The 24,864-nt window shown below is 70.9% G+C and carries 22 protein-coding genes; 15 read left to right on the forward strand and 7 right to left on the reverse strand.

From position 1 onward, the window contains the following. Window positions 1–182: 182 nt before the first annotated feature. The 3 genes from aceE to ACIQJT_RS14800 all read left to right on the forward strand — a co-directional run bounded on the left by aceE (window position 183) and on the right by ACIQJT_RS14800 (window position 4,520). Window positions 183–2,885 (forward strand): pyruvate dehydrogenase (acetyl-transferring), homodimeric type, encoded by a 2,703-nt coding sequence (gene aceE / locus ACIQJT_RS14790; protein ID WP_365451201.1) that lies wholly within the window; start codon window positions 183–185, stop codon window positions 2,883–2,885. Window positions 2,886–2,970: 85 nt separating this feature from the next. Then, a complete protein-coding gene (locus tag ACIQJT_RS14795; RefSeq protein WP_402643363.1) occupies window positions 2,971–3,945 on the forward strand; it encodes a helix-turn-helix transcriptional regulator in 975 nt (324 codons plus the stop codon). A 56-nt stretch (window positions 3,946–4,001) separates the two neighbouring features. Further along, window positions 4,002–4,520 carry a DUF4240 domain-containing protein gene (locus ACIQJT_RS14800; protein WP_365451665.1) on the forward strand — a complete coding sequence of 173 codons (519 nt, stop codon included), beginning with the start codon at window positions 4,002–4,004 and terminating at the stop codon, window positions 4,518–4,520. A gap of 22 nt (window positions 4,521–4,542) precedes the next feature. Here ACIQJT_RS14800 and ACIQJT_RS14805 read toward each other — a convergent pair whose 3' ends face one another. Beyond that, the gene (locus ACIQJT_RS14805) at window positions 4,543–4,752 is read right to left on the reverse strand and encodes a hypothetical protein (protein WP_365451197.1); all 210 of its coding nucleotides are present in this window, start codon (window positions 4,750–4,752) and stop codon (window positions 4,543–4,545) included. A 100-nt stretch (window positions 4,753–4,852) separates the two neighbouring features. Next, on the reverse strand, window positions 4,853–5,809 hold the full coding sequence (locus ACIQJT_RS14810) for an N-acetylmuramoyl-L-alanine amidase (RefSeq protein ID WP_402643367.1): 957 nt from the start codon (window positions 5,807–5,809) through the stop codon (window positions 4,853–4,855). A 686-nt stretch (window positions 5,810–6,495) separates the two neighbouring features. Between ACIQJT_RS14810 and ACIQJT_RS14815 the strand changes: the two genes are divergently transcribed. Further along, entirely contained in the window at window positions 6,496–7,680 is a 1,185-nt protein-coding gene (locus ACIQJT_RS14815; protein WP_365451193.1) for a MarP family serine protease, read from the forward strand. A gap of 174 nt (window positions 7,681–7,854) precedes the next feature. On the opposite strand, the gene ACIQJT_RS14820 is transcribed toward ACIQJT_RS14815, so the two are convergent. Next, the gene (locus tag ACIQJT_RS14820) at window positions 7,855–8,343 is read right to left on the reverse strand and encodes a GNAT family N-acetyltransferase (RefSeq protein ID WP_402643371.1); all 489 of its coding nucleotides are present in this window, start codon (window positions 8,341–8,343) and stop codon (window positions 7,855–7,857) included. Between the two features lie 71 nt (window positions 8,344–8,414). On the opposite strand from ACIQJT_RS14820, the gene ACIQJT_RS14825 reads away from it, so the two are divergent. Together ACIQJT_RS14825 and ACIQJT_RS14830 are read left to right on the forward strand one after the other, a co-directional pair. After that, window positions 8,415–9,305 carry a TIGR01777 family oxidoreductase gene (locus ACIQJT_RS14825; protein WP_402643373.1) on the forward strand — a complete coding sequence of 297 codons (891 nt, stop codon included), beginning with the start codon at window positions 8,415–8,417 and terminating at the stop codon, window positions 9,303–9,305. 171 nt (window positions 9,306–9,476) lie between these two features. Continuing rightward, window positions 9,477–10,901 (forward strand): NAD(P)/FAD-dependent oxidoreductase, encoded by a 1,425-nt coding sequence (locus tag ACIQJT_RS14830; protein WP_402643376.1) that lies wholly within the window; start codon window positions 9,477–9,479, stop codon window positions 10,899–10,901. Window positions 10,902–11,000: 99 nt separating this feature from the next. On the opposite strand, the gene ACIQJT_RS14835 is transcribed toward ACIQJT_RS14830, so the two are convergent. Beyond that, window positions 11,001–12,437: a regulator gene (locus ACIQJT_RS14835; RefSeq protein ID WP_365451185.1), complete on the reverse strand. Its 1,437-nt coding sequence runs from the start codon at window positions 12,435–12,437 to the stop codon at window positions 11,001–11,003. A 245-nt stretch (window positions 12,438–12,682) separates the two neighbouring features. On the opposite strand from ACIQJT_RS14835, the gene lipB reads away from it, so the two are divergent. From lipB to ACIQJT_RS14855, 4 genes are all read left to right on the forward strand, one after another. Beyond that, window positions 12,683–13,483: a lipoyl(octanoyl) transferase LipB gene (lipB, locus tag ACIQJT_RS14840; RefSeq protein WP_053850011.1), complete on the forward strand. Its 801-nt coding sequence runs from the start codon at window positions 12,683–12,685 to the stop codon at window positions 13,481–13,483. Between the two features lie 73 nt (window positions 13,484–13,556). Then, on the forward strand, window positions 13,557–14,522 hold the full coding sequence (lipA, locus tag ACIQJT_RS14845) for a lipoyl synthase (RefSeq protein WP_365451183.1): 966 nt from the start codon (window positions 13,557–13,559) through the stop codon (window positions 14,520–14,522). Window positions 14,523–14,789: 267 nt separating this feature from the next. Then, window positions 14,790–14,990: a hypothetical protein gene (locus ACIQJT_RS14850; RefSeq protein ID WP_053850013.1), complete on the forward strand. Its 201-nt coding sequence runs from the start codon at window positions 14,790–14,792 to the stop codon at window positions 14,988–14,990. Between the two features lie 64 nt (window positions 14,991–15,054). Beyond that, window positions 15,055–15,756: a DUF4191 domain-containing protein gene (locus ACIQJT_RS14855; RefSeq protein ID WP_365451181.1), complete on the forward strand. Its 702-nt coding sequence runs from the start codon at window positions 15,055–15,057 to the stop codon at window positions 15,754–15,756. Between the two features lie 536 nt (window positions 15,757–16,292). Here the strand turns inward: ACIQJT_RS14855 and ACIQJT_RS14860 are convergent. After that, window positions 16,293–16,763 carry an RDD family protein gene (locus ACIQJT_RS14860; protein ID WP_402643381.1) on the reverse strand — a complete coding sequence of 157 codons (471 nt, stop codon included), beginning with the start codon at window positions 16,761–16,763 and terminating at the stop codon, window positions 16,293–16,295. 200 nt (window positions 16,764–16,963) lie between these two features. Between ACIQJT_RS14860 and glnA the strand changes: the two genes are divergently transcribed. Then, window positions 16,964–18,373, forward strand: coding sequence for a type I glutamate--ammonia ligase (gene glnA, locus ACIQJT_RS14865; RefSeq protein WP_053852097.1), 1,410 nt, complete (start codon window positions 16,964–16,966; stop codon window positions 18,371–18,373). Between the two features lie 511 nt (window positions 18,374–18,884). Here glnA and ACIQJT_RS14870 read toward each other — a convergent pair. Then, window positions 18,885–20,633 (reverse strand): hypothetical protein, encoded by a 1,749-nt coding sequence (locus ACIQJT_RS14870; RefSeq protein WP_402643383.1) that lies wholly within the window; start codon window positions 20,631–20,633, stop codon window positions 18,885–18,887. 392 nt (window positions 20,634–21,025) lie between these two features. On the opposite strand from ACIQJT_RS14870, the gene ACIQJT_RS14875 reads away from it, so the two are divergent. From ACIQJT_RS14875 to ACIQJT_RS14890, 4 genes are all read left to right on the forward strand, one after another. Further along, window positions 21,026–21,283, forward strand: coding sequence for a hypothetical protein (locus ACIQJT_RS14875; protein ID WP_365451175.1), 258 nt, complete (start codon window positions 21,026–21,028; stop codon window positions 21,281–21,283). A gap of 86 nt (window positions 21,284–21,369) precedes the next feature. Continuing rightward, window positions 21,370–22,836, forward strand: a complete 1,467-nt coding sequence (locus ACIQJT_RS14880; protein WP_402643385.1) for a hypothetical protein — start codon at window positions 21,370–21,372, stop codon at window positions 22,834–22,836. 98 nt (window positions 22,837–22,934) lie between these two features. Continuing rightward, on the forward strand, window positions 22,935–23,852 hold the full coding sequence (gene htpX, locus ACIQJT_RS14885; RefSeq protein ID WP_365451171.1) for a zinc metalloprotease HtpX: 918 nt from the start codon (window positions 22,935–22,937) through the stop codon (window positions 23,850–23,852). 2 nt (window positions 23,853–23,854) lie between these two features. Beyond that, window positions 23,855–24,439, forward strand: coding sequence for a hypothetical protein (locus ACIQJT_RS14890; protein ID WP_402643387.1), 585 nt, complete (start codon window positions 23,855–23,857; stop codon window positions 24,437–24,439). A gap of 29 nt (window positions 24,440–24,468) precedes the next feature. Here the strand turns inward: ACIQJT_RS14890 and ACIQJT_RS14895 are convergent, their stop codons facing one another. Continuing rightward, on the reverse strand, window positions 24,469–24,753 hold the full coding sequence (locus ACIQJT_RS14895; RefSeq protein WP_365451167.1) for a hypothetical protein: 285 nt from the start codon (window positions 24,751–24,753) through the stop codon (window positions 24,469–24,471). Window positions 24,754–24,864 lie beyond the last annotated feature (111 nt).

The raw sequence follows: 24,864 nt of genomic DNA on the forward strand, positions 1-24,864 counted from the left end.
TCGGTGCCATCGCCGAAGGCACCCCGTGCCGACTTTCTCGTGATCGAGAAGTTTTACCCTGAATACTTTGATCGATCATCGATCAGGGAGTTAGAGTCGCCGACGGGCTTCTACCGAGGCCCCACTGCCCTGTCCTGCCAAAGACACAAGGGCACCCCCCTTCGACTGAGGAAGGCGGCGACATGACCGACCCCAACGCCATCCAGCCCAGCGAGCTCGACCAGCTCCCCGACCGGGACCCGGAGGAGACCGCCGAATGGCAGGCCTCGCTGGACGCGGTCGCCAAGGCGGCCGGCCCGCACCGCGCCGCGTACCTGATGCGCCGCACGCTGGAGAGGGCGGAGGGCAACGGCATCGCGCTGCCGAAGCTCCTCGAGACGGACTACGTCAACACCATCCCCACCGCCGCGGAGCCGGGCCTGCCCGGTGACCCGGAGATGGAGGCCCGGATCACGGCATGGAACCGCTGGAACGCGGCCGCCATGGTGACCCGGGGCAGCAAGTACGGCGTCGGCGGCCACATCGCCACCTTCGCCTCCGCGGCCTGGCTCTACGAGACCGGCTTCAACCACTTCTTCAAGGGCAAGGAGGCCGACGGGTCCGGCGACCAGCTCTACATCCAGGGCCACGCCTCCCCCGGCATCTACGCCCGCGCCTTCCTCGACGGCCGGCTGGACGAGTCCCACCTGGACAACTTCCGCCGCGAGTCGGGCGGCAACGGCCTGCCGTCGTACCCGCACCCCCGCCGCCTGCCCTGGCTGTGGGAGTTCCCGACGGTCTCCATGGGCCTCGGCCCGCTCTCCGCGATCTACCAGGCGCGCTTCAACCGCTACCTGACGGCCCGCGGCATCAAGGACGTCTCCGACTCCCACGTGTGGGCCTTCCTCGGCGACGGCGAGATGGACGAGCCGGAGTCGACCGCGGCACTCGCGCTCGCCTCCCGCGAGGGTCTGGACAACCTGACCTTCGTCATCAACTGCAACCTCCAGCGCCTCGACGGCCCGGTCCGCGCGAACTTCAAGATCGTGCAGGAGCTGGAGGCCCAGTTCCGCGGCGCCGGCTGGAACGTCATCAAGTCCCTGTGGGGCAACGCCTGGGACGAGCTGTTCCAGCTGGACACCACGGGCGCGCTGGTACGACGGCTCCGTGAGGTACCCGACGCGCAGGTGCAGACGTACCAGACGCGCGACGCCGCCTACATCCGCCAGGACTTCTTCGGCAAGGACCCGGCGCTCGTCGAGATGGCGAAACTGCTGTCCGACGACAAGATCCTCGAGTGCTTCCACCTCTCCCGCGGTGGTCACGAGGCGCGCAAGGTGTACGCCGCCTACAAGGCCGCCGTCGAGTTCAAGGGCGCGCCGACCGTGATCCTGGCCCAGACGGTCAAGGGCCACACCCTCGGCGAGGGCTTCGCGTCGAAGAACGCCAACCACCAGATGAAGAAGCTCTCGGTGGACGAGTTCAAGACCATGCGCGACCTGCTCGAACTGCCCATCAAGGACAGCGACTTCGTCGACGGCGTGGTGCCCTACGGCCACCCGGGCGCCGACTCCCCCGAGGTGCGCTACCTCCAGGAGCGCCGTGCGGCCCTCGGCGGCCCGGCCCCGGCCCGCCGCGTCCACCCGGTGGCCCCGCTGCCGGCCCCGGCGGAGAAGGCGTTCGCCTCCTTCGACAAGGGCTCCGGTTCGCAGAACGTCGCCACCACCATGGCCTTCGTCCGCCTGATCAAGGACCTGGTCCGCGACAAGGAGACGGGCAGGCGCTGGGTGCCGATCGTCCCCGACGAGGCGCGCACCTTCGGCATGGAGAGCCTCTTCCCGTCCCTCGGCATCTACTCGCCCAAGGGCCAGACGTACGAGCCGGTCGACCGCGACCAGCTCATGTACTACAAGGAGGCCCAGAACGGCCAGATCCTCAACGAGGGGATCACCGAGGCCGGTTCGATGGCCGACTTCATCGCCGCCTCGACGTCGTACGCGACGCACGGCGAGGCGATGATCCCGTTCTACATCTTCTACTCGATGTTCGGCTGGCAGCGCACGGCCGACCAGATGTGGCAGCTCGGCGACCAGCTCGGCCGCGGCTTCCTCGTCGGCGCCACGGCGGGCCGTACGACGCTGACGGGCGAGGGCCTCCAGCACGCCGACGGCCACTCGCCGGTGATCGCGGCGACGAACCCGGCGGCCCTGACGTACGACCCGGCGTTCGCCTACGAGGTCGCCACCATCGTGCGCGACGGCATCCGCCGCATGTACGGCGAGGCGGCACCGGGTGAGGACCCGAACGTCTTCTACTACCTGACCGTCTACAACGAGCCGCTGCCGCAGCCGGCGAAGCCCTCGGGCCTCGGCATCGACGAGGGCATCGTCAAGGGCCTGTACCGCTTCAACACCGCGGAGTCCGCGGGCCTGTCCCCGGTCGCGAACGCCCCCCGCATCCAGCTCCTGGGCTCCGGCACTGCGATCCACTGGGTGCTCAAGGCGCAGCGGATGCTGGCCGAGGAGTGGGGGGTGGCGGCCGACGTGTGGTCCGCGACGTCCTGGACGGAGCTGCGCCGTGACGCGCTGGAGGCCGACGCCGGCCTGCTGCGCGGCGAGGAGCGGGTCCCGTACGTACGCCAGGCGCTGCACGGTGCCGAGGGCCCGGTGCTCGCGGTCTCCGACTACATGCGCCAGGTCCCGGACCAGATCGCGCAGTGGGTCGAGCAGGACTGGTCCTCGCTGGGCGCGGACGGCTTCGGCCTCTCCGACACCCGTGAGGGCGCCCGCCGCCACTTCGGTGTCGACGCCGAGTCGGTCGTGGTCGCGGCCCTGGCCCAGCTGGCCCGGCGCGGCGAGGTCAAGGCGACGGCGGTGAAGGAAGCACGGGAGAAGTACGGGCTGTGAGGCCCTGAGCCTCGGCACGTCCGACGAAGGGGTACGGCGGCTGCCGTGCCCCTTCGTTGTCAGTGGGCCCCGGCATCATGGCCGTATGCGTGCTGCCCGGCTCATCAAGATGGTGCTGTTGCTCCAGTCCCGGCCCTCCATGACCGCCGCCGAGCTGGCGCGCGAGCTCGAGGTGTCGGAGCGGACGGTGACCCGGGACGCGCAGGCGCTGTCGGAGGCGGGGGTCCCGGTGTACGCGGACCGGGGGCGGGCCGGCGGGTACCGGCTGATCGGCGGGTACCGGACCCGGCTGACCGGGCTGGCCCGCGGCGAGGCCGAGGCCCTGTTCCTGTCCGGGGTGCCGGGGGCGCTGCGCGAGATGGGGCTGGAGGACGCCGCCTCCGCCGCCCGGCTGAAGGTCTCGGCGGCCCTGCTGCCCTCGCTGCGGGACGCTTCCCGTACGGCGGCCCAGCGTTTCCACCTGGACGCGCCGAACTGGTTCACCGAGCCCAAGACGCCCGAGCTGCTGCCCGCGGTGGCGGACGCGGTGTGGGACGACCGACCGGTCACCGCGCGCTACCGCGGCCGCGAGGGCGAGGTGGAGCGGGAGCTGGAGCCGTACGGGCTCGTGCTCAAGGCGGGCGTCTGGTACCTGTGCGCGCGTGTCCCGGACAGCGGTTCGTACCGGGTCTACCGGATCGACCGTTTCACGGCGGTGACGGCCGGCGAGGCCCGCTTCGAGCGCGACGAGGAGTTCGACCTCCCCGGCTTCTGGGAGGCGCAGGCCGAGCGGTTCGCGCGGTCGATCCTGCACGCCGAGGTCGTCGTACGGCTGTCCCCGGACGGGGTGCGACGGCTTCCCCACGTCGTCGATCCGGCGTCCGCGCGCGAGGCGCTGGCGGCGGCGGAAGCGGCGCACGGGGACGGATGGCTGACCGTGACGCTCCCGGTGGAGTCCGAGCAGGTCGCCCACTCGCAGCTGGCAGCCCTGGGTCCGGAGGTGGAAGTGCTGGCTCCGGGGAGTCTGCGGGCCCGGTTCGCCGAGGACGCGAGAAGGCTGGGCCGCCTGTACGGGACATAACAATCCGCCGCACTCCACGTGCGCCCCACCCCTCCAGGCACGATGCTGGACCCGTGATGGACGAGACGGAGTTCTGGGAGCTGGTGGACGCCACCCGCGAGGCCGCCGAGGGCGACCCCGAGGAACAGGCCGACCTGCTCGTGGACCGGCTGCTCGGGCTCGACCCGGACATGGTCCTCGACTTCGCCCGTCACTTCGAGGCCCGCTTCAACCGCGCGTACACCTGGGACCTGTGGGGCGCCGCCTGGATCCTGCTGGACGGGGCGAGCGACGACGCCTTCGACTTCTTCCGGTGCTGGCTGATCGGCCAGGGCCGCGAGGTGTACGAGGGCGCGGTGCACGACCCCGACTCGCTCGCCGGCCTGCTGGCCGACTTCGACGACGAGATCGACGGCGACGGCGAGGAGCTGGGCTACGCGGCCGACGAGGCCTACGAGCAGCTCACCGGGACCGTCGCGCCCGACCTGGGCATCCCGCCCGCGGCCTCCGAGCCGCTCGGCGCGCCCGTCGACCTGGAGGACGACCGGGTGCTGGCGGAGCGGTACCCCAAGCTGTGGGAGCGGTTCAGGGGCTGAGCCCGTCCCGGTTCGCCGCTCGTCAGGCCGGCGCGTTCCGCCGCCGGGTGGTGTCCGCCGGGAGGTACGCCTGCGCCTGGTCGGCCTTCACCGTGTGGTGCAGCGGGGCGGCGTTGGCCTCCTCGAGCGCGGACGCGGTGACGGCGGCCGGGCCGAGGAGGACGGCCGCCACGGTGCAGACGACCGCCCAGGGGCCGCGGGCGGTCCAGTTGTTCGAGTGCCTGCTGTTCATTTCTTCCCCACCTCCGGTCAGTACGTGTGCATGACGGTAGGGCGGCCGCCTCGGCGTGGTCCTTGAGCTGCCTGCGGGAAAGCTGTGAGGGTGGAGGGGGTCACGTCCTGCCCTGGAGGCGGGCCGCCGCCTGCCGTATCTCCGGCAGACGGGCCTTGAGGGCGGCGCCGGGGCAGGTCGTCATGTAGGCGTCGCCGTGGGCCGCGAGGGCGGGGAGTACCGCGGTGGTGCCGGCCTTGTAACGGCTGAGGCTGTTGCTGGAGGTCAGGCGGACGGTGGTGCGCGGGTCGACGCCGGCGAGGCCGAGCTTCCACGCGACCAGGGCGGCGATCGCGTCGGTCATCGCCCGCGGGACGGGGACGCCGGCGGTGAAGGTCCCGAGGGCGGCTATGCCCGCGGTGCGGTGGTTGAAGCCCAGGGTGTGGGCGCCGACAACGGGGCGGTCGACGCCGCCCGCACGGCCCTCGTAGATGGTGCCGCAGCGGTCGACGAGGAAGTTGTAGCCGATGTCGTCCCAGTCCCGGGCACCAGTCTGGCCGGCGGCGAGGTAGCGGATGATGCGGGGTGCGTCGGCGCAGTCGTAGTCGTTGGGCGAGTCGGTGTGGTGCACGAAGACCGCGAGCACCTTGTCGTCGTAGTGCGGGGGCGGTGGGGTACGGGCGGCGGTGTTCCCCTCACCACCGGCGGCCCACACCGACCTCGCGACGATGTGCGGCCGGGCCGCGTTCGACGGCACGTCCCCCTGCCGGGCCACCGCAACGGCTCCGGCCACCCTGTCGTCGACCGCCCGCTCGATCCCCTTCACACACAGCACGAGCCCGAGCACGACAGCGACCCCGGGAACACAGGCGAGCAGGAGCCGCCCGAGGCGGGGGGCGCGGCGGTGTGGTCGGGCGGGGGGTGGGGGTATGGCCTGGTGAGTGGGGGTGGCGGACTCGGTCGCGGGCTCGGGGTCGGCTGGGGTCGGGGGGTCGGCTTGAGGTGCGGGGTGGGCTTGAGGTGCGGGGTCGGCTTGAGGTGCGGGGTCGGCGGGGCTGGCGGTGTCGGCTTGGGTCACGGGATCGGCGGAGGCCGCAGGGTCGGCTGGGGCCGCGCGGCCGGTGAGGGGCGCAGGCCCAGCGGGAGCCGTGGATCGAGGGTTCTGCTCAGCCTCGGAGGACGCGGAGGTCACGGCGGAAACCGCAGGCCCACGGGAGGCCGCAGAGCCGGTGGCGGCGACGGGCCGGTGCTTCTGGCCAGCCTCGTCGGCAGCTTGGGATTCGGACGGCCGCGCGTCGGGCCGTGCGGCGGGCTCGGCGGAGTGGGAGGGCGGCCTGGGGCCGGCAGGAGTGTCGGCCTCCGGCGGGGGCGCGGGGACCTCTGTCCCGGCAGCCCCCTCGCCCCCGGCAGGACCGGAGGTGGAGTCGGGATCGGAGGGGGCCGTCAGACCTGTACGGGCGGTGGCGGCGGTGGGCGGGGCTGCCGTGGGTCTCGTCAGGGCGGACAGGCGGTTCAGCAGGGACTGGACTGCTCCGCTCGCGTGGCGTATTCGGGTCGGGCGCCGCTTTCGCATCCCCCGGGCTCTTCGGACACGCATGGTTCCCACTGTGGGACGGATCCGCCCCGCCCGCGATGTGTGCTGTGCCACCCGGTGGAACCATCGTCCTGGTCCGCCACGTTTTTCCAGGTGGACCGCGCGTGTGCCGGCTGATCACTGGACGACTCGCCTGCGTACTGAAGGTTCCGAGAGAGAAGGGCGGCTCCGTGGACGTGCTCGACATCCTGCTGTTGCTGGTGATCGCCGCCTACGCGGCCTCCGGCTACCGGCGCGGCCTGGTGGCCGGCTGCGTCTCGTTCGCCGGTTTCGTCGGCGGCGCGGTCGTGGGCGTGTGGGTGCTGCCGTGGATGATGGACCTGGTGACACCGGGGAGCACGGAGGCGACGGTGACCGCGGTGCTGACCGTGCTGGTCCCGGCCGCCGTGGGGCACGAGCTGGCGGGACGCCTGGCGCTGAGGCTGCGCCGGGAGCTGGACCAGGGGCCGCTCAGGGTCGCCGACGGCGTCGGCGGGGCCGCAGCCAACTCCGTGGCCGTGCTCGTCGTCGCCTGGGTCGCCGCCAGTGTGCTCGGTGCCTCCTCGTCCCCGCTGGTCACCTCGGCCATCCGGGACTCCGCCCTGCTCGGTACCGTCCAGGACGCCATGCCGGAGACCACGCCGTCCTGGTTCTCCCGGGCCACCTCAGCGCTCACCGAGGCGGGCTTCCCGCAGGTCTTCAACCCGTTCGAGAACGAGTCGACGGCCGAGGTCGCGAGGCCCACCGGCGACAGCGTCACGGCCGCCGCCACCGAGGCCGCCAAGCTCAGCACCGTCAAGATCGAGGGCGCCTCCGGCACCCAGGGCCGCGAGGGCAGCGGTTTCGTGTACGCGCCGCAGCACGTGATGACCAACGCCCACGTGGTCGCCGGCATCGACGAGCCGGGCGTCCGGGTCGGCGGGGTCGGCCGGACGTACCAGGCACGGGTGGTGCTGTTCGATCCGGACCGGGACGTGGCCGTGCTGTACGTCCCTGACCTGCGCGCACCGGTGCTGCGCTTCGACGACGGTGCCTCGCGCGGCGACTCCGCGGTGGTCGCGGGCTATCCGCAGGACGGCGACCTGAACCTCCAGGCGGCCACGGTGGCGGGCCGGGTGAAGGCGACCGGGCAGAACATCTACAGCGACGCCACCGTCACCCGCGAGATCTACTCGATCCGCTCGACCGTGCGCCCCGGCAACTCCGGCGGCCCCCTGCTCACCACCTCCGGCAAGGTCTACGGCGTGGTCTTCGCCCGCTCCACCTCCGACGACGAGACGGGCTACGTCCTGACCGCGGACGAGGTCGCGGGGGACGCCGAGAAGGCGGCAAACGCCACCTCACCGGTGGACACGGGTGAGCTGGTCACGTCGTAGCGGGGCGGCCTCCCGGATGATGGAGCCACGGTTCCGCTCCGGCACCGGTCCGATCCCGCACGCTCCAGGAGGCTCCCGTGCCCGTGTTCTTCCTGATCTCGCCGTTCGGGGCGGGCGCGGCGCTCCGGCCGGTGGTGCGCAGGCGCCGTACGACCGCCGCGGCCGACCAGGTCCTCACAGACGGCGCCCCATGAGCACGTCGTCGACGTACTCCCCCGCCAGCAGGAACTCCCCGGGCAGCACGCCTTCGACGGCGAAGCCCTCGGACTCGTAGAGCCGGCGGGCGGGCGTGTTGTGGCCGAGGACGCGCAGGGTGAGGCGGCGGGCGCCGCGGCGGCGGGCCTCCTCGGTGACCGCCCGGATCAGGGCCCTCCCGACACCGCGGCCGCGGGCTTCGGCGCTGACGACGAAGCCCTGGATCTGGCGCACATGGGCGTTCGCTTCGAGCCCGGTCGGGGAACCGAGACGGACGTACCCCAGGATGCGGCGGTCGGCCTCGGCGACCAGGCAGTCGTCGGGGAGGTGACGCTCGTCGAAGAACGGCCGGTAGGGCGGCCGCTGTTCGGGCAGGACCTCGTGCAGCGGCGACCACTCGGCGCGGTCGAGGCGGCCCAGCTCCTCCTCGTCGTCGGGGAGGGCCAGGCGTACGGACAGCTCGGGCATGACCGTAAGCCTACGGTCGGGGTACCGGAACCAGAGATCGCTCTTACGCACCCACCAGGCAGGATGAGTTCATGCACCTTTCAAGAATCGCGGTGGCCGGGGCCTCCGGACTGATCGGCTCGGCGCTGGTGCGGTCCCTCACCGCGGACGGGCACGAGGTGGTGCGCCTGGTGCGCCGGGAGCCCCGGGACGGCGAGGTCCGCTGGGACCCCGAGGCCGGACGGGTCGACACGGCCGGCCTCGCCGGGTGTGACGCCGTGGTCAACCTCGCCGGGGCGGGGGTCGGCTCGCGGCGCTGGACCGAGGCGTACAAGAAGCGGATCCGCGACAGCCGGGTGAACGGCACGAACGCCCTCGCCCGGGCCGTCGCCTCCCTGGACGAGCCGCCGAAGGTCTTCGTGAACGGCAGCGCGATGGGCTACTACGGCGAGACCGGCGACCGGGTCGTCGACGAGAGCTCACCGGCCGGGGAGGGGTTCCTGCCCGAGCTGTGCGTGGAGTGGGAGGAAGCGGCCGCGCCGGCGCAGGAGGCGGGCGTACGGACCGCGTTCACCCGCACCGGACTGGTGGTGGGGCGCGGCGGCGGGGCCTGGAGCAGGCTGTTCCCGCTGTTCGAGGCGGGGCTCGGCGGGCGGATGGGCGACGGCGGCCAGTACTGGTCGTTCATCGCGCTGCACGACGAAGTGGCCGCGATCCGGCATCTGCTGGAGAGCGACGGGCTGTCCGGACCGTTCAACCTCACCGCCCCCGAACCCCTGACGAACCGTGAGATCACCGAGGCGATGGGCCGTGTGCTGCACCGGCCGACGCTCTTCGCGGTCCCCGCGCCGGTCCTGCGGGCCGTGCTCGGCGAGATGGCCGGGGACGTGCTCGGCAGCGCACGGGTACGGCCCGCACGGCTGCTGGAGTCGGGGTTCACGTTCGCGTTCCCGGACATCGAAGGGGCGATCCGAGCGGCGTGAGCGTTTCCGTGGCCGTACGTGACGACATGCGACCGGTGTGCGACCGTGCCCTGTCGATGCGCGACTGTCCCTGACCGATCACAGCCCTACCCTCGACCAGAACTCGGGTATTCCCGGAGCCAGTTGGGGGCATGACGTCTCCACCGGCCGCGCAACCTCGAGGAGGGGCACGTGCTTGCACCCGCGTACCAGGCGGACGTCGTGATCGTGGGAGCCGGGGTCGCCGGACTCTCCGCGGCTCATCGGCTGACCAGCCAAGGAGTGACCGTCGCGGTGTTGGAGGCCGCCCCCGGTGTGGGCGGCCGCATGTCGACGGAGAAGGTCGACGGCTTCCGGCTCGACCGGATCGGACAGTTGCTGTCCACGGCGTATCCGGAACTGCGTCTGACCCCCGGCCTCGACGGGCTCGTGCTGCGCCCGTTCGCGCCGGGGGTCCTGCTGCACGGCGACGGGCGCCACCACCGGGTGGACGCTCCGGCGGACGCCCGTAGCGCGAGGGGCGCACTGCGCGCGGTACGCGCCCTGGCGAGCGCCCCTCGGGGGGTGCCGGGGCCGGGGCTGGTGGCCGCGTCCCGACGGGCCGCCTTCCGGGTGCTGCCCGGTGCCGGCCAGGCGACCGCGTCCCGCGCTCCCCGCGGGACCACGCCCCTGGGCGGTGCCGTCGACCAGGCCCGGCTCGGCGCCGCCCTCACCCGGCTCGCCCACGTGCCCGTGGAACGCCTCCTCGCGCGCCGCGAACTGCCCGCCGGGCAGGCGCTCGCGGCCCGGGGGCTGCCCGCGCGCACGATCGACGGGTTCCTGCGCCCGCTGCTCGCCGCGCTGCTGTGCGACCCCGCGCTGACGACGTCCAGCCGGTGCGCCGACCTCGCGCTGCGGGCCTTCGCGGGCGGGCGGCTCTGTGTGCCGGAGGGGGGCGCCGAGACGCTCCCGGAGCTGCTCGCGCAGACCCTGCCGGCGGGGACCGTCCACACGGGCGTGCGGGTCACCTCCGTCGCGACCACCTCGGTGACCACGGCCGAGCACGGCGAGGTCAGGTGCCGGGCGGTGCTGCTGGCGACGGACGCGCGGGCCGCGGCCGGGTTGCTGCCGGGGCTGCGGGTGCCGGACTTCCACCCGGTGACGGTGGTCCACCACACGACGGACGACCCGCCCCGCACGGGTTCCGCGCTGCTGCTGGACGCCGACCGGGGCGGCCCGGTGGCGCACACGGCGGTGGTCAGCGAGGTCGACCCGAGCCGGGCCCCCGCGGGCCGGGCGCTGATCTCCTCGACGGTCCTGGGCACGCCTCCGTCCGACCTGGAGGCGGCCGTGCGCACCCATCTGGCCCGCCTGTACGGCACGTCGACGCACCGCTGGGAGACCCTCGCGGTCCACCACACCAGGGAGGCGGTCCCGGCCATGCCCGCCCCGCACGACCTGCGCCGCCCGGTCCGCCTCCTGGCCGGCCTGTACGTCTGCGGCGACCACCGCGACACCAGCACGGTCCAGGGCGCCCTGCACTCGGCCCACCGAGCGACGACGGCCATCCTGAAGGACCTGGGCGCGTCCGGTTCCCTGCACCGGGCGGACCCGGCTCCGACGGCTCAGGCGGCCTGACGGCCACCCCCGCGCCCTTCAGGAGCGCGGGGAACTGCGCGACAAGCCACCTCGGACCGGCACCGGGCACGCAACGGTGCGGAGTTACGGCGTGGTCCCCTACCCGAGTGCGGCGACCTTGTCGCGATAACTCCGCACCGGCGCCGCGTCCTTGTACGGCTCCAACCGCCGCTCGAAGTCCCGTACGTACTCCACCGCCCGCACCGACCGCATCTCCGCCGCCTGCCCGGCGGCCTCCGCGGCCAGCGCGCACGCCTGGTCCAACTCCCCAAGACCCAGCCTCGCCGAGGCGAGCACCACCCGGCAGAACAGCCGACTGCGGGCGTACGCCGGCGCCCGCAACTGAAGGGAGCGCTCGGCGTGTTGGGCCGCCGCCCGGAACTGCTGCAAGTCCCGGTGGCAGTGCCCGAACTCGTCCGCGAGCTGCGCCTCGTCGAAGAACCGTGCCCAGTGCGGGACTTCGTCACCGGGACGCGCCGCTTCCAGGGCCCGCTCCGCGCGGACCAGTGAGGCCGTGCACGCCCGCACCTCCCCCAGCACCCCGTGCCCGCGCGCCTCGGCCGAGTGCAGCAGTGCCTGGACGACCGGCGGGGCGCTGGTGCCGACGCCCTGCTGGGCCACCCGCGCGAGCTGGATCGCCTCGCGGCCGTGCCCCAGGTAGACGGCCTGCCGGCTCATCGTGACCAGGACGTACGCCCCGTAGGCCCGGTCCCCCGCGGCCTGGGCGAGCCGCAGGGCCTGCACGAAGTACCGCTGGGCGAGCCCGTGCGCCGCGATGTCGTACGACGTCCAGCCCGCGAGCCGGGTCAGGTCGGCGGCCGCGGCGAACAGCCGGCGCCCGGTGGTCTCCCCGTAGGTGCCGCGCAGCATCGGCTCGCACTCGTGCTCCAGGTAGCGCACCAGGGCCTGCCGGGCGTGCCCGCCGCCGTACTGGTCGTCGAGGGTGCGGAAGAGTTCGCCGACCGAGCACAGGGCCGCGATGTCGCCCCCGGTGACCCGCTGACCGGGGCCGCGCTCGGCCTGGCCGCGCTGCCGGGGCACCACCGGGCGCCCCTGGGGAGGGACCCGCAGGGGCGGCTCACCGCGGGCGACCCGGTCGTCGGGGCGGCCGATGAGCCAGTCGCGGCTCGGCACCACCAGCCCGGCCGGGGTGAAGGCGATCTTGCGCAGTTCGGCGTGGCTGCCGGAGTCCTTGCGCCACAGACCGCTGACGATGTCGACGGCCTCCTCGGGCCCCGCGGCGAACTCCAGTCCCGCGTAGACGGGCGCGCAGGCGTCGAGGCCGAGGTCCTGCGCGGAGAGCCGGCGGCCGAGCCGGCGGGTGAAGACCTCGGCGATGAGGGCGGGTGTGGTGCCCCGGGGCTGCTGCCCGCGCAGCCACCGGGTCACGGAGGTCTTGTCGTATCTGAGATCCAGCCCGTGTTCGAGACCGAGCTGGTCCACGCGTCGGGCGAGACCCGCGTTGGAGAACCCCGCTTCTGCGATGAGCGCGGCGAGCTGTCGGTTGGGAGTGCGCTGCGCGGGTCGTTCCGTCATCTGCGGTGCGGTCTCCTGCCTTTCGGGCCGTCACGTGGTCACGTGGTGCCCGGATTGCCTGTGAGCTGCCCTTATGGCCGCTGCGAACGGCGCGAATGTAGCGGAGAGTAAACAGACGGTCGCACACTTCGACGTTCGTTCATCCGATCGTGTGAGGATTGCCCCCAGGGCTGACGTCCGCGGGCCGGACGTACAGTGGCGTAGGCACCCTTCGTGCCTTACGACCTTCTAGGGAGGCGCTTGCCGTGAGTGGGTTGCGGTTCGTCCGCATGGGGTTCGGTGCGGACGCGGTCGAGTACCAGGTGGCCTGGGACGAGCAGCGCCGCGTGCACGCGGCGCGGTTCGAGGACCAGGTCCCCGACACGGTCCTGCTGCTCGAACACCCCCCGGTCTACACGGCGGGCCGGCGCACCGCGGACAACGAGCGCCCCCTCGACGGCACCCCCGTCATCGACGTGGACCGCGGCGGCAAGATCACCTGGCACGGGCCGGGCCAGCTGGTGGGCTACCCGATCCAGAAGCTGCCGCGCCCGGTGGACGTGGTGGCACATGTACGACGGCTGGAGGAGGCCCTGATCCGCACCTGCGCGGAGTTCGGCCTGGAGACCACCCGGGTCGAGGGCCGCAGCGGGGTGTGGGTGCTCGGCGACCCGGTCGAGCAGCGCCCCTCCCTCGGCGGGCTCTCCCTGGACTTCGACCCCCGGCTCACGGACGAGGAGTTCGACCCGCGCCTGAACGGGCCGGAGTACGCGCCCTCCAACGCCGGCCAGCGCCGCGAGGACCGCAAGATCGCGGCCATCGGCATCCGCGTCGCCAAGGGCGTCACCATGCACGGCTTCGCGCTGAACGTGAACCCGGACAACAAGTGGTTCGACCGGATCATCCCGTGCGGCATCCGGGACGCGGGGGTCGCCTCCCTCGCGGCCGAGCTCGGCCGGGACGTGACCATCGACGAGGTCCTGCCGGTCGTCGAGCGGCACCTGCGGGACGTACTGGAGAACGCGGAGCTGAAGCCGAGGGTGATCGAGAAGACACCTGCGGCCTGAGACAGGCGGTGGGCTTTCAAATCCACGGGCGTACCCTTGAGCACGCCGAAGAATCAACGCTAGGGAGCCGGTCGTGTCCGCAGTCGCACCCGACGGACGCAAGATGCTGCGCCTGGAGGTCCGCAACGCCCAGACCCCCATCGAGCGCAAGCCCGAGTGGATCAAGACCCGGGCGAAAATGGGCCCCGAGTACACCGCCATGCAGAAGCTCGTGAAGAGCGAGGGGCTGCACACGGTCTGCCAGGAAGCCGGCTGTCCCAACATCTACGAGTGCTGGGAGGACCGCGAGGCGACCTTCCTCATCGGCGGCGACCAGTGCACCCGGCGCTGCGACTTCTGCCAGATCGACACCGGCAAGCCCGAGGCGCTCGACCGCGACGAGCCACGCCGCGTCGGCGAGTCCGTGGTCACCATGGACCTGAACTACGCCACCATCACCGGCGTCGCCCGCGACGACCTGGAGGACGGCGGTGCCTGGCTGTACGCCGAGACGGTCCGCCAGATCCACGAGCAGACCGCGGGCCGCGAGGCCGGCCGCACCAAGGTCGAGCTGCTGGCCCCCGACTTCAACGCCGTGCCGGAGCTGCTCCGGCAGGTCTTCGAGTCCCGCCCCGAGGTCTTCGCGCACAACGTCGAGACGGTCCCGCGGATCTTCAAGCGGATCCGCCCCGGCTTCCGCTACGAGCGCTCCCTGAAGGTCATCACCGACGCCCGCGACTTCGGCCTGGTGACCAAGTCCAACCTGATCCTCGGCATGGGCGAGACCCGCGAGGAGGTCAGCGAGGCGCTCCAGCAGCTGCACGACGCCGGCTGCGAGCTCGTCACCATCACCCAGTACCTGCGGCCGTCGGTGCGGCACCACCCCGTGGAGCGCTGGGTCAAGCCGCAGGAGTTCGTGGAGCTGAAGGAGGAGGCCGAGCAGATCGGCTTCTCCGGTGTGATGTCCGGACCCCTCGTCCGGTCGTCCTACCGGGCGGGCCGGCTCTACCAGATGGCCGTCGAGAAGCGCGGCGCGTACGTCGCCTCGCAGGCCGTCTGAGCACCCCCGGATGGCACGGAGTGTCACGCTGAACGTGTGAATCCGAGCACAAGCAACTACCGCCCGGTAGTGGCCGATTGACGCGGTCCCGGACATCCCCGCAGATAGGGGGGTCATCGGGGCCGCGTCCGCGTTTCGGGGCGAAGCATCAGGGCTTCATGGGCGTTTGACCGGTCGGTCACGCCCTGGTAACACCATTCAGTGACCCTGGTTGTACAGCCCGTGCACCATTCACCAGAGCCGCCGCTCCCGAGGGGGGACCTCATCATGCAGGCCGCGCCCGTTCGCGCCACCGCGATCCCGTCGTTCACCGATGCACTCCGTGCCGTCGAGTCCGTGCTCCTGAGCGGCGGACAGCGCACCGCCCGCCGCAACGCCTGGACCTCCGTCCTGGAGGACCGCCGCCGCGCCAAGGACCGGGTCGAGGCGCAGCGCGTCCTGGACCAGACGTTCACCATCAGCTCCTGAGCCCGCCTCCGCGGGGCGGACACTGCCGTCGTCGGCGCCTGCCGGGCCACGTAGACTTCGGGGCATGGCGAGAAGTGACAGTGCGGCGGATGCCGCGAACAGCGGGCGACTGAAGCAGATCGCCCTGACGTACAAGATGACCCGCAAGGCCGACAAGAAGATCGGCCTGGTGCTCGCGGGTGTCTTCATCCTCATCCTCGGCGTTTTTCTCGCCATCGGTTTCCTGATCGGCCACCCGGTCTACCTCGGCATCCTGGGCTTCCTGCTCGCCTTCCTCGGGACGGCGATCGTGTTCGGGCGCCGCGCCGAGCGGGCCGCGTTCGGGCAGATGGAAGGCCAGCCGGGTGCCGCCGCGGCCGTCCTGGACAACATCGGCCGGGGCTGGACGACCACCCCCGCGGTGGCCATGAACCGCAGCCAGGACGTGGTGCACCGGGCCGTCGGCAAGGCCGGCATCGTCCTGGTCGCCGAGGGCAACCCGAACCGGGTCAAGAGCCTGCTGGCCGCCGAGAAGAAGAAGATGAACCGCATCGTCGCGGACGTACCGGTGCACGACATCGTCGTCGGCACGGGCGAGGGCCAGGTCCCGCTCAAGAAGGTGCGGACCACGATGCTCAAGCTGCCGCGCGTGCTGACCGGCCCCCAGGTGACCGCCACCAACGACCGGCTGCGGGCGTTGGGCGACCTGATGAGCAACATGCCGCTGCCGAAGGGCCCGATGCCGAAGGGCATGAAGCTGCCGAAGGGCGGCGGCAGGACCCGCTGACTCCTCGCGTACGACGATGGGGGCGCCCGGTGCGACACCGGGCGCCCCCATCGTCGTCGTTACGGTTCAGCGGTCGTCCGCGGGCACGACAGGGCTGAGGGGAGGGGAGGCGGGGCGCGCCGACGTGGGGTGCGGGAGGCGCGGGGGGCGGGGTGCGGCAGGGTGCAGGGTGTGGGACGCGGCAGGGTGCGGGGCGTGGCAGGGTCGCAGGGTGCGGGGCGCGGCAGGGCGCGGAGACCTGGAAGGCCGCAGGGCGCGGAGACGCGGGAGGCGGCGGGGCGCAGGGCGCGGGGACGCGGGAGGCGGCGGGGCGCAGGGCGCGGGGACGCGGGAGGCGGCGCGGGGACGCGGGAAGCGGCGCGCCGACGCAGGTGCACGGGGGGCGCAGAGGCGGGACGCGGCAGGGCGCAGGGTTCGGGGACACGGAGGGCCGCAGGACGCGGAGACGCAGCGGAGACGCGGGAGGCGGCGCGGGGCGCGACAGGCCCCGGCAGGCCCCGGCAGGACGCGGGGGGTGGGCAGGGCGCGGGACCCCGTCAGATGCGGACTTCCACGGTCTTCGCGAGGCGGTCGTGCAGGCCCCTGCCGTCGCGGTCCCAGATCAGGGCCGGGACGGCGAGGCAGAGCAGGACCGTGCGCAGCAGGGCGCGCACCGGCTGCACACGGCCGGTGTCGAGGGCGACCACGCGCAGGCCGAAGAGACGCTTGCCCGGGGTGAAGCCGAGGGTGCCGACCGTGAGGACGCCCATCACGAAGAAGACCAGCAACGACCAGTTCGAGGTCGACGGGTCGCCGTAGCTCTGCGTGATCAACTGGGATGCAATCAGGACGCTCATCGCCCAGTCCACGGCCAGCGCGCCCAGCCGGCGCCCGGGGCGGGCGATCGACCCCGGCCCCTGCTCGGGCAGGCCGAGCTGCTGTCCGCGGTATCCGAAGTCGACACCGGCGTCCTCGGCGGCCGCGCGGGGGCCCGAGAGCCACGATCCGATTGCATCCCTCTTGTCCACGCGTCCACGGTACTGCCAGCGTTTCGGGATACGGACAGGTGGGGCCGGGCCCACGATGTCCGGTTAACTTGTGCGAAACAAATGGGTCACGCCCGAGAAACCACCCGTCCCTAGGGTCGAGGACAGCGTGTGCCACCGCACTGGCCGCACGAACGAACTACCACCCCGGTCCAGGAACGGTCGGGAGTAGGAGGAGCTGGATGTTCCAGAACGCCGACGAGGCCAAGAAGTTCATCGCGGACGAGGACGTCAAGTTCGTCGACGTCCGTTTCTGCGACCTGCCGGGCGTCATGCAGCACTTCACGCTGCCCGTCGAGGCGTTCGACCCGGACGAGGAGCTCGCGTTCGACGGTTCGTCGATCCGCGGTTTCCAGGCCATCCACGAGTCCGACATGGCGCTGCGCGCGGACCTGTCGACCGCCCGGGTCGACCCCTTCCGCCGCGACAAGACGCTGAACATCAACTTCTTCATCCACGACCCGATCACCGGCGAGCAGTACAGCCGTGACCCGCGGAACGTGGCGAAGAAGGCCGAGGCCTACCTCGCGTCGACGGGCATCGCCGACACGGCCTACTTCGGCCCCGAGGCGGAGTTCTACGTCTTCGACAGCGTGCGCTTCTCCACCTCGTCGAACGAGTCCTTCTACCACATCGACTCCGAGGCGGGCGCCTGGAACACCGGTGCGCTGGAGGACAACCGCGGGTACAAGGTCCGCTACAAGGGCGGTTACTTCCCCGTCCCGCCGGTCGACCACTTCGCCGACCTGCGTGCCGAGATCTCCCTGGAGCTGGCCAAGTCCGGCCTCCAGGTCGAGCGCCAGCACCACGAGGTGGGCACCGCCGGCCAGGCCGAGATCAACTACAAGTTCAACACGCTGCTCGCCGCGGCCGACGACCTCCAGCTCTTCAAGTACATCGTGAAGAACGTGGCCTGGCGCAACGGCAAGACCGCGACCTTCATGCCGAAGCCGATCTTCGGTGACAACGGCTCGGGCATGCACGTCCACCAGTCCCTGTGGGCCGGCGGCTCCCCGCTCTTCTACGACGAGGCCGGTTACGCGGGCCTGTCGGACACCGCCCGCTACTACATCGGCGGCATCCTCAAGCACGCCCCGTCGCTGCTGGCCTTCACCAACCCGACGGTGAACTCGTACCACCGTCTGGTGCCGGGCTTCGAGGCGCCGATCAACCTCGTGTACTCGCAGCGCAACCGCTCCGCGGCCATGCGTATCCCGATCACGGGCTCCAACCCGAAGGCCAAGCGCGTCGAGTTCCGCGCGCCCGACTCCTCCGGCAACCCGTACCTGGCCTTCTCGGCGCTGCTCCTCGCGGGCCTGGACGGCATCAAGAACAAGATCGAGCCGGCCGAGCCGATCGACAAGGACCTGTACGAGCTGGCTCCCGAGGAGCACGCGAACGTCGCCCAGGTCCCGACCTCCCTCCCGGCGGTCCTCGACTCCCTCGAGGCCGACCACGAGTTCCTCCTCCAGGGCGACGTCTTCACGCCGGACCTGATCGAGACGTGGATCGACTTCAAGCGCACGAACGAGATCGCCCCGCTCCAGCTCCGCCCGCACCCGCACGAGTTCGAGCTGTACTTCGACGTGTGATATCGCCCCAGGTCAGAGCGGGTTTCCGCTCCCCTGGGCCGTGTGTGGGCCGTCGGCCGTGTTCTTCCTGCATGGAAGGGCACGGCCGACGGCCTTTTTCGGGCCCCGCGCCGCGAACGGTTGTCGAGAGCTACGCCCCGTCGGCCGCTCAAATCAGCGCATCGGCTCGCCGGGACCGGTGTCCGCATCCGGCACGCCGAATGCGGCGTTGATGGCCCTACGGGCACGGTCCTGGCTGTTCGGCATCAGGTGCGTGTACGTCCGGAGCGTGAAACCCGGGTCGTGATGGCGATCCGGAGGCAGGTGAGGGCGTCGCCCGGCGCGGCGCTGTGCGTTCAGGCTTTATTGGCGTCACAAATTCAGCTGGGTGGGTGGGGGATATGGGCAAGGACGCGTCCATCGGGGCCCGGAGGCAACGGGATGGTGTGCCGCGGCAACGGCTCTGACGCCGACACCGTCGTCTGCCGCTAGAACCGCAACCTGCTCCGGAGCAACGGCAAGGCCACTATCTTTATGCGCCACCTGTCGCGAGAAAGTAGACGCCGACAAGGGTTACTGCGAGAAGAAGCACACGGAATGAACTGGCTGAAACGAGCGACATCCAGTAGGGTACTTGCCTCGACGTCCCCTCGTATCGGCTTTCCGTGACACTCCCGTCTTTGATCCAGGGCGTCCAATACTCGTTGATGAACTCTCGTGAAAAGTAGTCACTGTGCTTAAAATTGTGATGTCGATCACGAATTCCCGAAGTGCCGAAGCCGAAAACCCCTGAGGGGCCGTAGCCCCAACTGAGGGCAGCTGCCAAGACAGGCCATATATCGCGTCCGCCGCAGTCGTTCACGATCGGCGGGCATTCGCTGATCTTGTCCCAGCGGAAACTCTGCTTGACGATCGAACCGCAGAACAGGATCCGCTGGGGTCGGAAATCTGGAGAATCCACGAGGATGCGCGAAACGGCATAGGTGCCGAAGCTATGAGCGATTACGACGATTTCTCTTCCCGGATGCGACGCGATCGCCGCGTTGATTTTCCATTTGAGAGTGGAGATGGCCTTCCCTCTGGTTCCGATGGGAAACCAGAAGCGAAGCGCGTCAAGAAATCCGTATTTGATCGGAATGGCCTCGATGCCGTCCGAGAAGAGCACCTCCCTTCGCAACAATTCCTGCCATTCGCCCTGAGTCCGGATTCCGTGCACCAGGAGAACCACTGGTTTGGAGATCACGGCACCGGGGCCGGGCGAGGATTTACTCGCCCGGCGGGAGAGTTCGAAGTTGAAATTTCTGCGGCGGTATGGACGGCAGTGGTTCCTGACGGCCGCGTCCAACTCCAACTCGTTCTTGTAGGGCAAGCGGTGCAGGCGGTCGACGCCGAAGGGTATGGTCTTGCGCGGTGTACTCGTGATGATGAAGGTGTCTCGGCCGCTGCCTACGGCCACTCCGACTTCAAAAATGCAGGCGCGTGAAATTCCGGAAAGGTCGGCTATCACAAAAGTGGCTTCTGTGATCTTGTCGCAAATCTCCTCTCTGGAGAACGGGGCGCCGCTCCACGTATCAGATCCGTTGATGCACGGAAGGCCCGTTTCCTCAAGCACGGCATCAGCGACCACCCGCCGTTCACGGGGCTTTGCGTAGGGCATGATGTTGAAGACGTACTCGTTTCTTTGGGGCTTCTCGAATGCGCTGGTGTATTCCTCAATGAGTGAGGCAAAAACACGACTCTTAGGGTCGATTTTCGTAGGGTCCGAGGGGATGAACAAGGGATCGTTGAGAAATCTTCGGGTTGGGCAGACGACGGAGTGTGCAAACTTCAGGGAGGGCACAGTGAAATCGGGTCCGATGACGTCTTCGACAGAAACGGGATCGCCTGCCCCGGCAGTGTCACCAAAGTTGAGAGTCAGCTCTCCGCTTCCTCTGCTCCAGGTTACCTGCACACCTTCCTCGCACACGAGAAGCACGGGAAGATTGTGCTTGATGGCGAGCAACAGCTCGAGAAAGATGAATGGGGCCGTGGTCTGCGGGTATTCCTTCCTGGGTAGCACCACCACCATTCCGGAGCATGTTTCCAGGATCTCTTCCACCCGGTCGCGGTAGCCCAAACCGCGCTCGTGCTTGGTGTCTCGGTAGACTTTGTGATCTCCCACGACGAGCAGGTCGTGGTCGTTTGCCAGCTTGTCCACCACGTAATAGTTTATGGCATCATGCTCTTGGCTCCATGACGCAGCCAGGTAGACGCTGTGTTTGAACTCGCTCTTCCGAGCCATTTCCGCATTGCCCTCTCGGATAGTGACTTCGGCGGCTGATATGTCGAACCGGCCGGCATGCGGCAAACTCTGCCAGGCATCCAGGCTGCGTGGGGCGAGAACGGGACATTTTCACCCGCGGGCCCTGCGAGAGTGTCGAAGCCGGGCCGCCTGTGGGCCGCACCAGGGCCACCTGCAACGACCAACGACGACAAACAACAACAGCGTCTTTCCTGTTCAGGGCAGCGCTGAGTGCAAAGCCACAAGATAGCCGAGCCGCAACATCACTTCTTCGACGTGTGATCGACGCCCGGCCAGTCCGTACGGTGCCCCCGTCCCGGTTTCTCGGGGCGGGGGCCTCGTCGTAAGGTTCTGGCACGGTTGTTCGAGAAGGTGGACGGGGGTTTGTGGGGATGCCCGAACAGGACGACGTGGAGCGGGAGTTCGACCTCAAGTGGGCCGACGGGGCCGCGTACAAGGAGCCCTCGGCGCGGGCCCGGATGCTCGCGGCCCGGTGGAAGGAGAACCCGCCGAAGCCGCAGCCGTTCCGTGCCGAGGCCGATTTGAGGGCGCCTCGCCGTTCGTCGTGGGTGTCGACGGCGATCGTGTTCGGCTGCGTGGCGGCGGTCGTCCTGCTGCTGGGGTACGTGAACTTCCGGGCGTCGTACTAGCCCCCACGGCCTGAGCAGGTAAATCGCGGGATTTTCCGCGCCGGTGACGTCTACGATCCACGGACACATCGAGGCCGGGAGCGGGCGTGCGCGAGAACATCTGGGACGGGCCCGCGGCTGCGGTGCGCCTCGCGGAGGGGGCATCGCTCGGGGAGACGGTCGACACCGCCGATCCGAGCGCCTGGATCGCGCTGGACGCCGGGGCTCGGGAGCGCGGCTGGGCCTACGGCGAGGCCTCCTGGCAGCCGTCGGCGTGGGAGCGGACCGAGGGCGGACGGGCCCTGTCGGACGCTCTGCAGGGAGGGCAGGACACAGCGGCGGACGGGCTCCTCACCGAGGCGCGGCTCGCACTCGGTCTGTGCCACCGGAACGGCCGGATCCGGGCAGCGGCCCTGGCGCGGGCCGCCGCGTGTCCGGGGCTGCTCCCGCTGGTGGTCGTGCGCTGCTCCGACTGGGCACCGCCGGTGCGGGAGGAGGCGCGGCGGCTGCTGACGGAGCTGCTCGACGCCGAGTCCGCCGTACGGCTGCTGCCGCTGATCCTGCGCATCGGACGGCGGGGCCGGGGCGACTTCGCCACCGACCTCGCCACCGGGGTGCTGCGCGCCGCGCCCCGGGGCACGCTCGTCCCGCTGTACGCCGACGCCGACCGGACCGTCCGGCGATACGCCTACCGCCTCGCCGTCGAGGAGGGGCACCTCTCCCCCGCCGAGCTGGCCGGCGTCGCCGCCCGGGACGACGACACGGTCCTCCAGAGGCTGTGCGCGGAGGCCGCGCTTGCGGCCTCGGCGGAGGGCCACGTGGACGACGACGTACTCGAACCGCTGCTCGGTGCCCGCAATCCGCAGGTGCGGTCGGCCGGGGTGACCGCGCTGCGGCGGGCCGGGCGGGGCGAGCGGGCGGTCGGGTATCTCGGTGACCGGGCCGGCGTGGTGCGGGCCTGTGCGCGGTACGTCGTACGGCAGTCCGGGGGCGACCCCGTGGAGTGGTACCGGCGTCGGTGTGCCGATGCCGGTGACCCTGCGTTGTCGGCGGGGGTGGTCAGCGGGCTCGCGGAGTGCGGGGACCGGAGTGACGCCGAGGCTCTGTGGGCGTTGACCGCGCATCCGGATCCGGTGATCAGGTCGCGTGCCGTGGGCGGGTTGCGGCTGCTGGACGTACTGGACGTGCGGCGGCTGCGGGAGCTGCTCGACGATCCCGCGCCCGGTGTGGTCAGGGAGGCGACCTCGGCGCTGCTGCCGTCCGCACGGCTGCTCGACGCCGGGTGGCTGCTGGAGCGGCTGGCGGTGGAGCGGGCACGGGAGACGCGGGTCTCCGCGTTCCGGCTGCTCGGGGCGCACGACGGGCTCGTACGGCTGCGGGCCGCCGTCGCGCTGGTCGACGATCCGGACGGCGGACTGCGGCACCGGGCACGGCAGTCGGTGCAGCGCTGGCATCCGACGGCGGACGTCCCGGCCGGGGTTGCCGAGGTGGGTGAGCTGCTGGGGCGGGCACGGCATCTGTTTGGTGACCACGTGCTGAAGCGGCTCCTGTGGGAGGCCGGGCTCAGGGCCTGAGCCTTTGCCGGGACCAGGGCTGATCGCGACCGCTTCATGGGGCGGGGCAGGTGCACACTGATGTGTGGGGCGAGTGCCTTACCTGCGGGGTGGTGCAGATGCGGAGTCGTTTTCGGAGCGACCGGCGGCTGGCCGTGCGGATGACGGTCACGCTGTTCCTGCTGGGACTGCTGTACGTGGCCTTCGTCGCCGCGTTGATCGTCCTGCTGAAGTCCTGGCTGCTGGTACTGGCGCTGGTCGCCGTGATGTTCGTGGCGCAGTTCTGGTTCTCCGACCGGATCGCGATGTTCGCGATGCGCGGGCGGGTCGTGGGGCGGGAGGAGTATCCCGAACTGCACGCCGTGGTCGACCGGCTGTGCGCCATCGCGGACATGCCCAAGCCGGTGATCGCGGTGTCCACGATGGACATGCCCAACGCGTTCGCCACCGGGCGGAACCCGGACAACGCCGTGGTGTGCGTGACCACCGGGCTGCTGCGCCGGCTGGAGCCCGCCGAGCTGGAGGGCGTGCTCGCGCACGAGCTGTCGCACGTGGCGCACAAGGACGTCGCCGTGATCACCGTCGCGTCCTTCCTCGGGGTGATCGCCGGGCTCGTCGTCCGGTTCGCGTTCTACAGCCAGGTCTTCGGCGGGCGGAAGGACCAGAACACCGCCGTGATCTTCGCCGCCGTGATGGGTGTCTCGGCGGCCGTGTACGCGCTCAGCTTCCTGCTGATCAGGGCGCTGTCCCGGTACCGGGAGCTGGCGGCGGACCGGGCCGCGGCCCATCTCACCGGCCGTCCCTCCGCACTCGCCTCCGCGCTCACCAAGGTCTCCGGGGAGCTCGCCCGCATCCCCACCAAGGATTTGCGCACCGCCCAGGCGTTCAACGCCTTCTACTTCACTCCCGCCACCGGCAGGGAGCCCGGCATCGAGCGGTTCTTCTCGACCCACCCGTCCCTGGAGCAGCGGCTGGAGCAACTCGGGCGGATCTCCGCGGAGTTGGGCGAGCCTGTGGAGCCCGGGAAGGCGGGCTGAGGATGGGGTTGCTGGACATCCTGCTCGGGCGGACGAAGCCCGTCGCACCCGATCTCGACCAGCTCTTCGCGCTGCCGTCGGCGGCCGTCACCCTGGAAGCGGCCGCTTCCTTCACGCCGACCGGACGCGGGGCGGTGTGCTTCGCCACGGTCGAGGGCGCGGCCTTCGAGCAGACGCACCGGGAGGTCCAGGCCCTGCTGGACGCGGACGCCGAACGGGACGGCCCCCCGGTCCACCTCACCAGGGACGGGTTCGGCTACTCCTGGCTGGTCTCGGAGCGTCTCCCGGACCAGCTCCCCCAGCTCGTCAACGACCTGCACGCGGTGAACAGTTCGATGGAGGTCAACGGCTTCGGGCCGCAACTGCTGTGCTCGCTCGCCGGGTTCGAGGACACCGAGGGCCGTTCCCTCGCTCTGGTCTACCTCTACAAGCGCGGCACCTTCTACCCCTTCGCACCGCTGCCCGGCGCGGGGCAGCGGCGCGACAACCCGCTGGAGCTGCGGGTGAAGGCCGCGCTCACGAACGACCTGCGGATCGAGCAGGACCTGAACCGCTGGTTCCCGCTGTGGGGCGCCCCGGGCCTGTGAGCCCCGGCCCGGGCCGTCGGAAGAGCTCCCTAGCCCTTTCTCTCCCGTGCCTGCCGACGGGACTCCAGGGGACGCTCGCGGCGGTAACGGCGGTCCCACTTGGCCTGCTTGTCCCGGCGGTCGCGGTAGGCCCGGTAGCTGCCGGGCACGGCTCCCGAGCCGCCGCCGGACGAACCGCCCGACGACGCCGAGGCACCGCCTCGGCCGTACTGCATGTACACGAAGAGCAGGGCTACGGCGACGAGCCACCAGGTGTGGTTCCCGAAGCCCAGGATGACCAGGACGACGGTCCCGGAAAGGACGATGGTGCCCATGACGGGCCTCCGTGTGCGTGGGTGTGGTGCAGAAGCCTAGCCCCGGAGGGGCGTGCTGATGCCGGCCCTGCGCGCGGCTTTTCCCGCACTCGGGGAGTCGACGGAACGTCG

The sequence above is a fragment of the Streptomyces sp. NPDC091972 genome (genome assembly GCF_044756385.1).
Taxonomy (GTDB): domain Bacteria; phylum Actinomycetota; class Actinomycetes; order Streptomycetales; family Streptomycetaceae; genus Streptomyces.

Bases quoted from the DNA above. Each gene is read 5' to 3' on its own strand.
- aceE (WP_365451201.1), top strand. From the start codon at position 183: ATGACCGACCCCAACGCCATCCAGCCCAGCGAGCTCGACCAGCTCCCC.
- ACIQJT_RS14795 (WP_402643363.1), top strand. From the start codon at position 2,971: ATGCGTGCTGCCCGGCTCATCAAGATGGTGCTGTTGCTCCAGTCCCGG.
- ACIQJT_RS14800 (WP_365451665.1), top strand. From the start codon at position 4,002: ATGGACGAGACGGAGTTCTGGGAGCTGGTGGACGCCACCCGCGAGGCC.
- ACIQJT_RS14805 (WP_365451197.1), bottom strand. From the start codon at position 4,752: ATGAACAGCAGGCACTCGAACAACTGGACCGCCCGCGGCCCCTGGGCG.
- ACIQJT_RS14820 (WP_402643371.1), bottom strand. From the start codon at position 8,343: ATGCCCGAGCTGTCCGTACGCCTGGCCCTCCCCGACGACGAGGAGGAG.
- ACIQJT_RS14825 (WP_402643373.1), top strand. From the start codon at position 8,415: ATGCACCTTTCAAGAATCGCGGTGGCCGGGGCCTCCGGACTGATCGGC.
- ACIQJT_RS14835 (WP_365451185.1), bottom strand. From the start codon at position 12,437: ATGACGGAACGACCCGCGCAGCGCACTCCCAACCGACAGCTCGCCGCG.
- ACIQJT_RS14850 (WP_053850013.1), top strand. From the start codon at position 14,790: ATGCAGGCCGCGCCCGTTCGCGCCACCGCGATCCCGTCGTTCACCGAT.
- ACIQJT_RS14855 (WP_365451181.1), top strand. From the start codon at position 15,055: ATGGCGAGAAGTGACAGTGCGGCGGATGCCGCGAACAGCGGGCGACTG.
- glnA (WP_053852097.1), top strand. From the start codon at position 16,964: ATGTTCCAGAACGCCGACGAGGCCAAGAAGTTCATCGCGGACGAGGAC.
- ACIQJT_RS14870 (WP_402643383.1), bottom strand. From the start codon at position 20,633: ATGGCTCGGAAGAGCGAGTTCAAACACAGCGTCTACCTGGCTGCGTCA.
- ACIQJT_RS14875 (WP_365451175.1), top strand. From the start codon at position 21,026: ATGCCCGAACAGGACGACGTGGAGCGGGAGTTCGACCTCAAGTGGGCC.
- htpX (WP_365451171.1), top strand. From the start codon at position 22,935: ATGCGGAGTCGTTTTCGGAGCGACCGGCGGCTGGCCGTGCGGATGACG.
- ACIQJT_RS14890 (WP_402643387.1), top strand. From the start codon at position 23,855: ATGGGGTTGCTGGACATCCTGCTCGGGCGGACGAAGCCCGTCGCACCC.
- ACIQJT_RS14895 (WP_365451167.1), bottom strand. From the start codon at position 24,753: ATGGGCACCATCGTCCTTTCCGGGACCGTCGTCCTGGTCATCCTGGGC.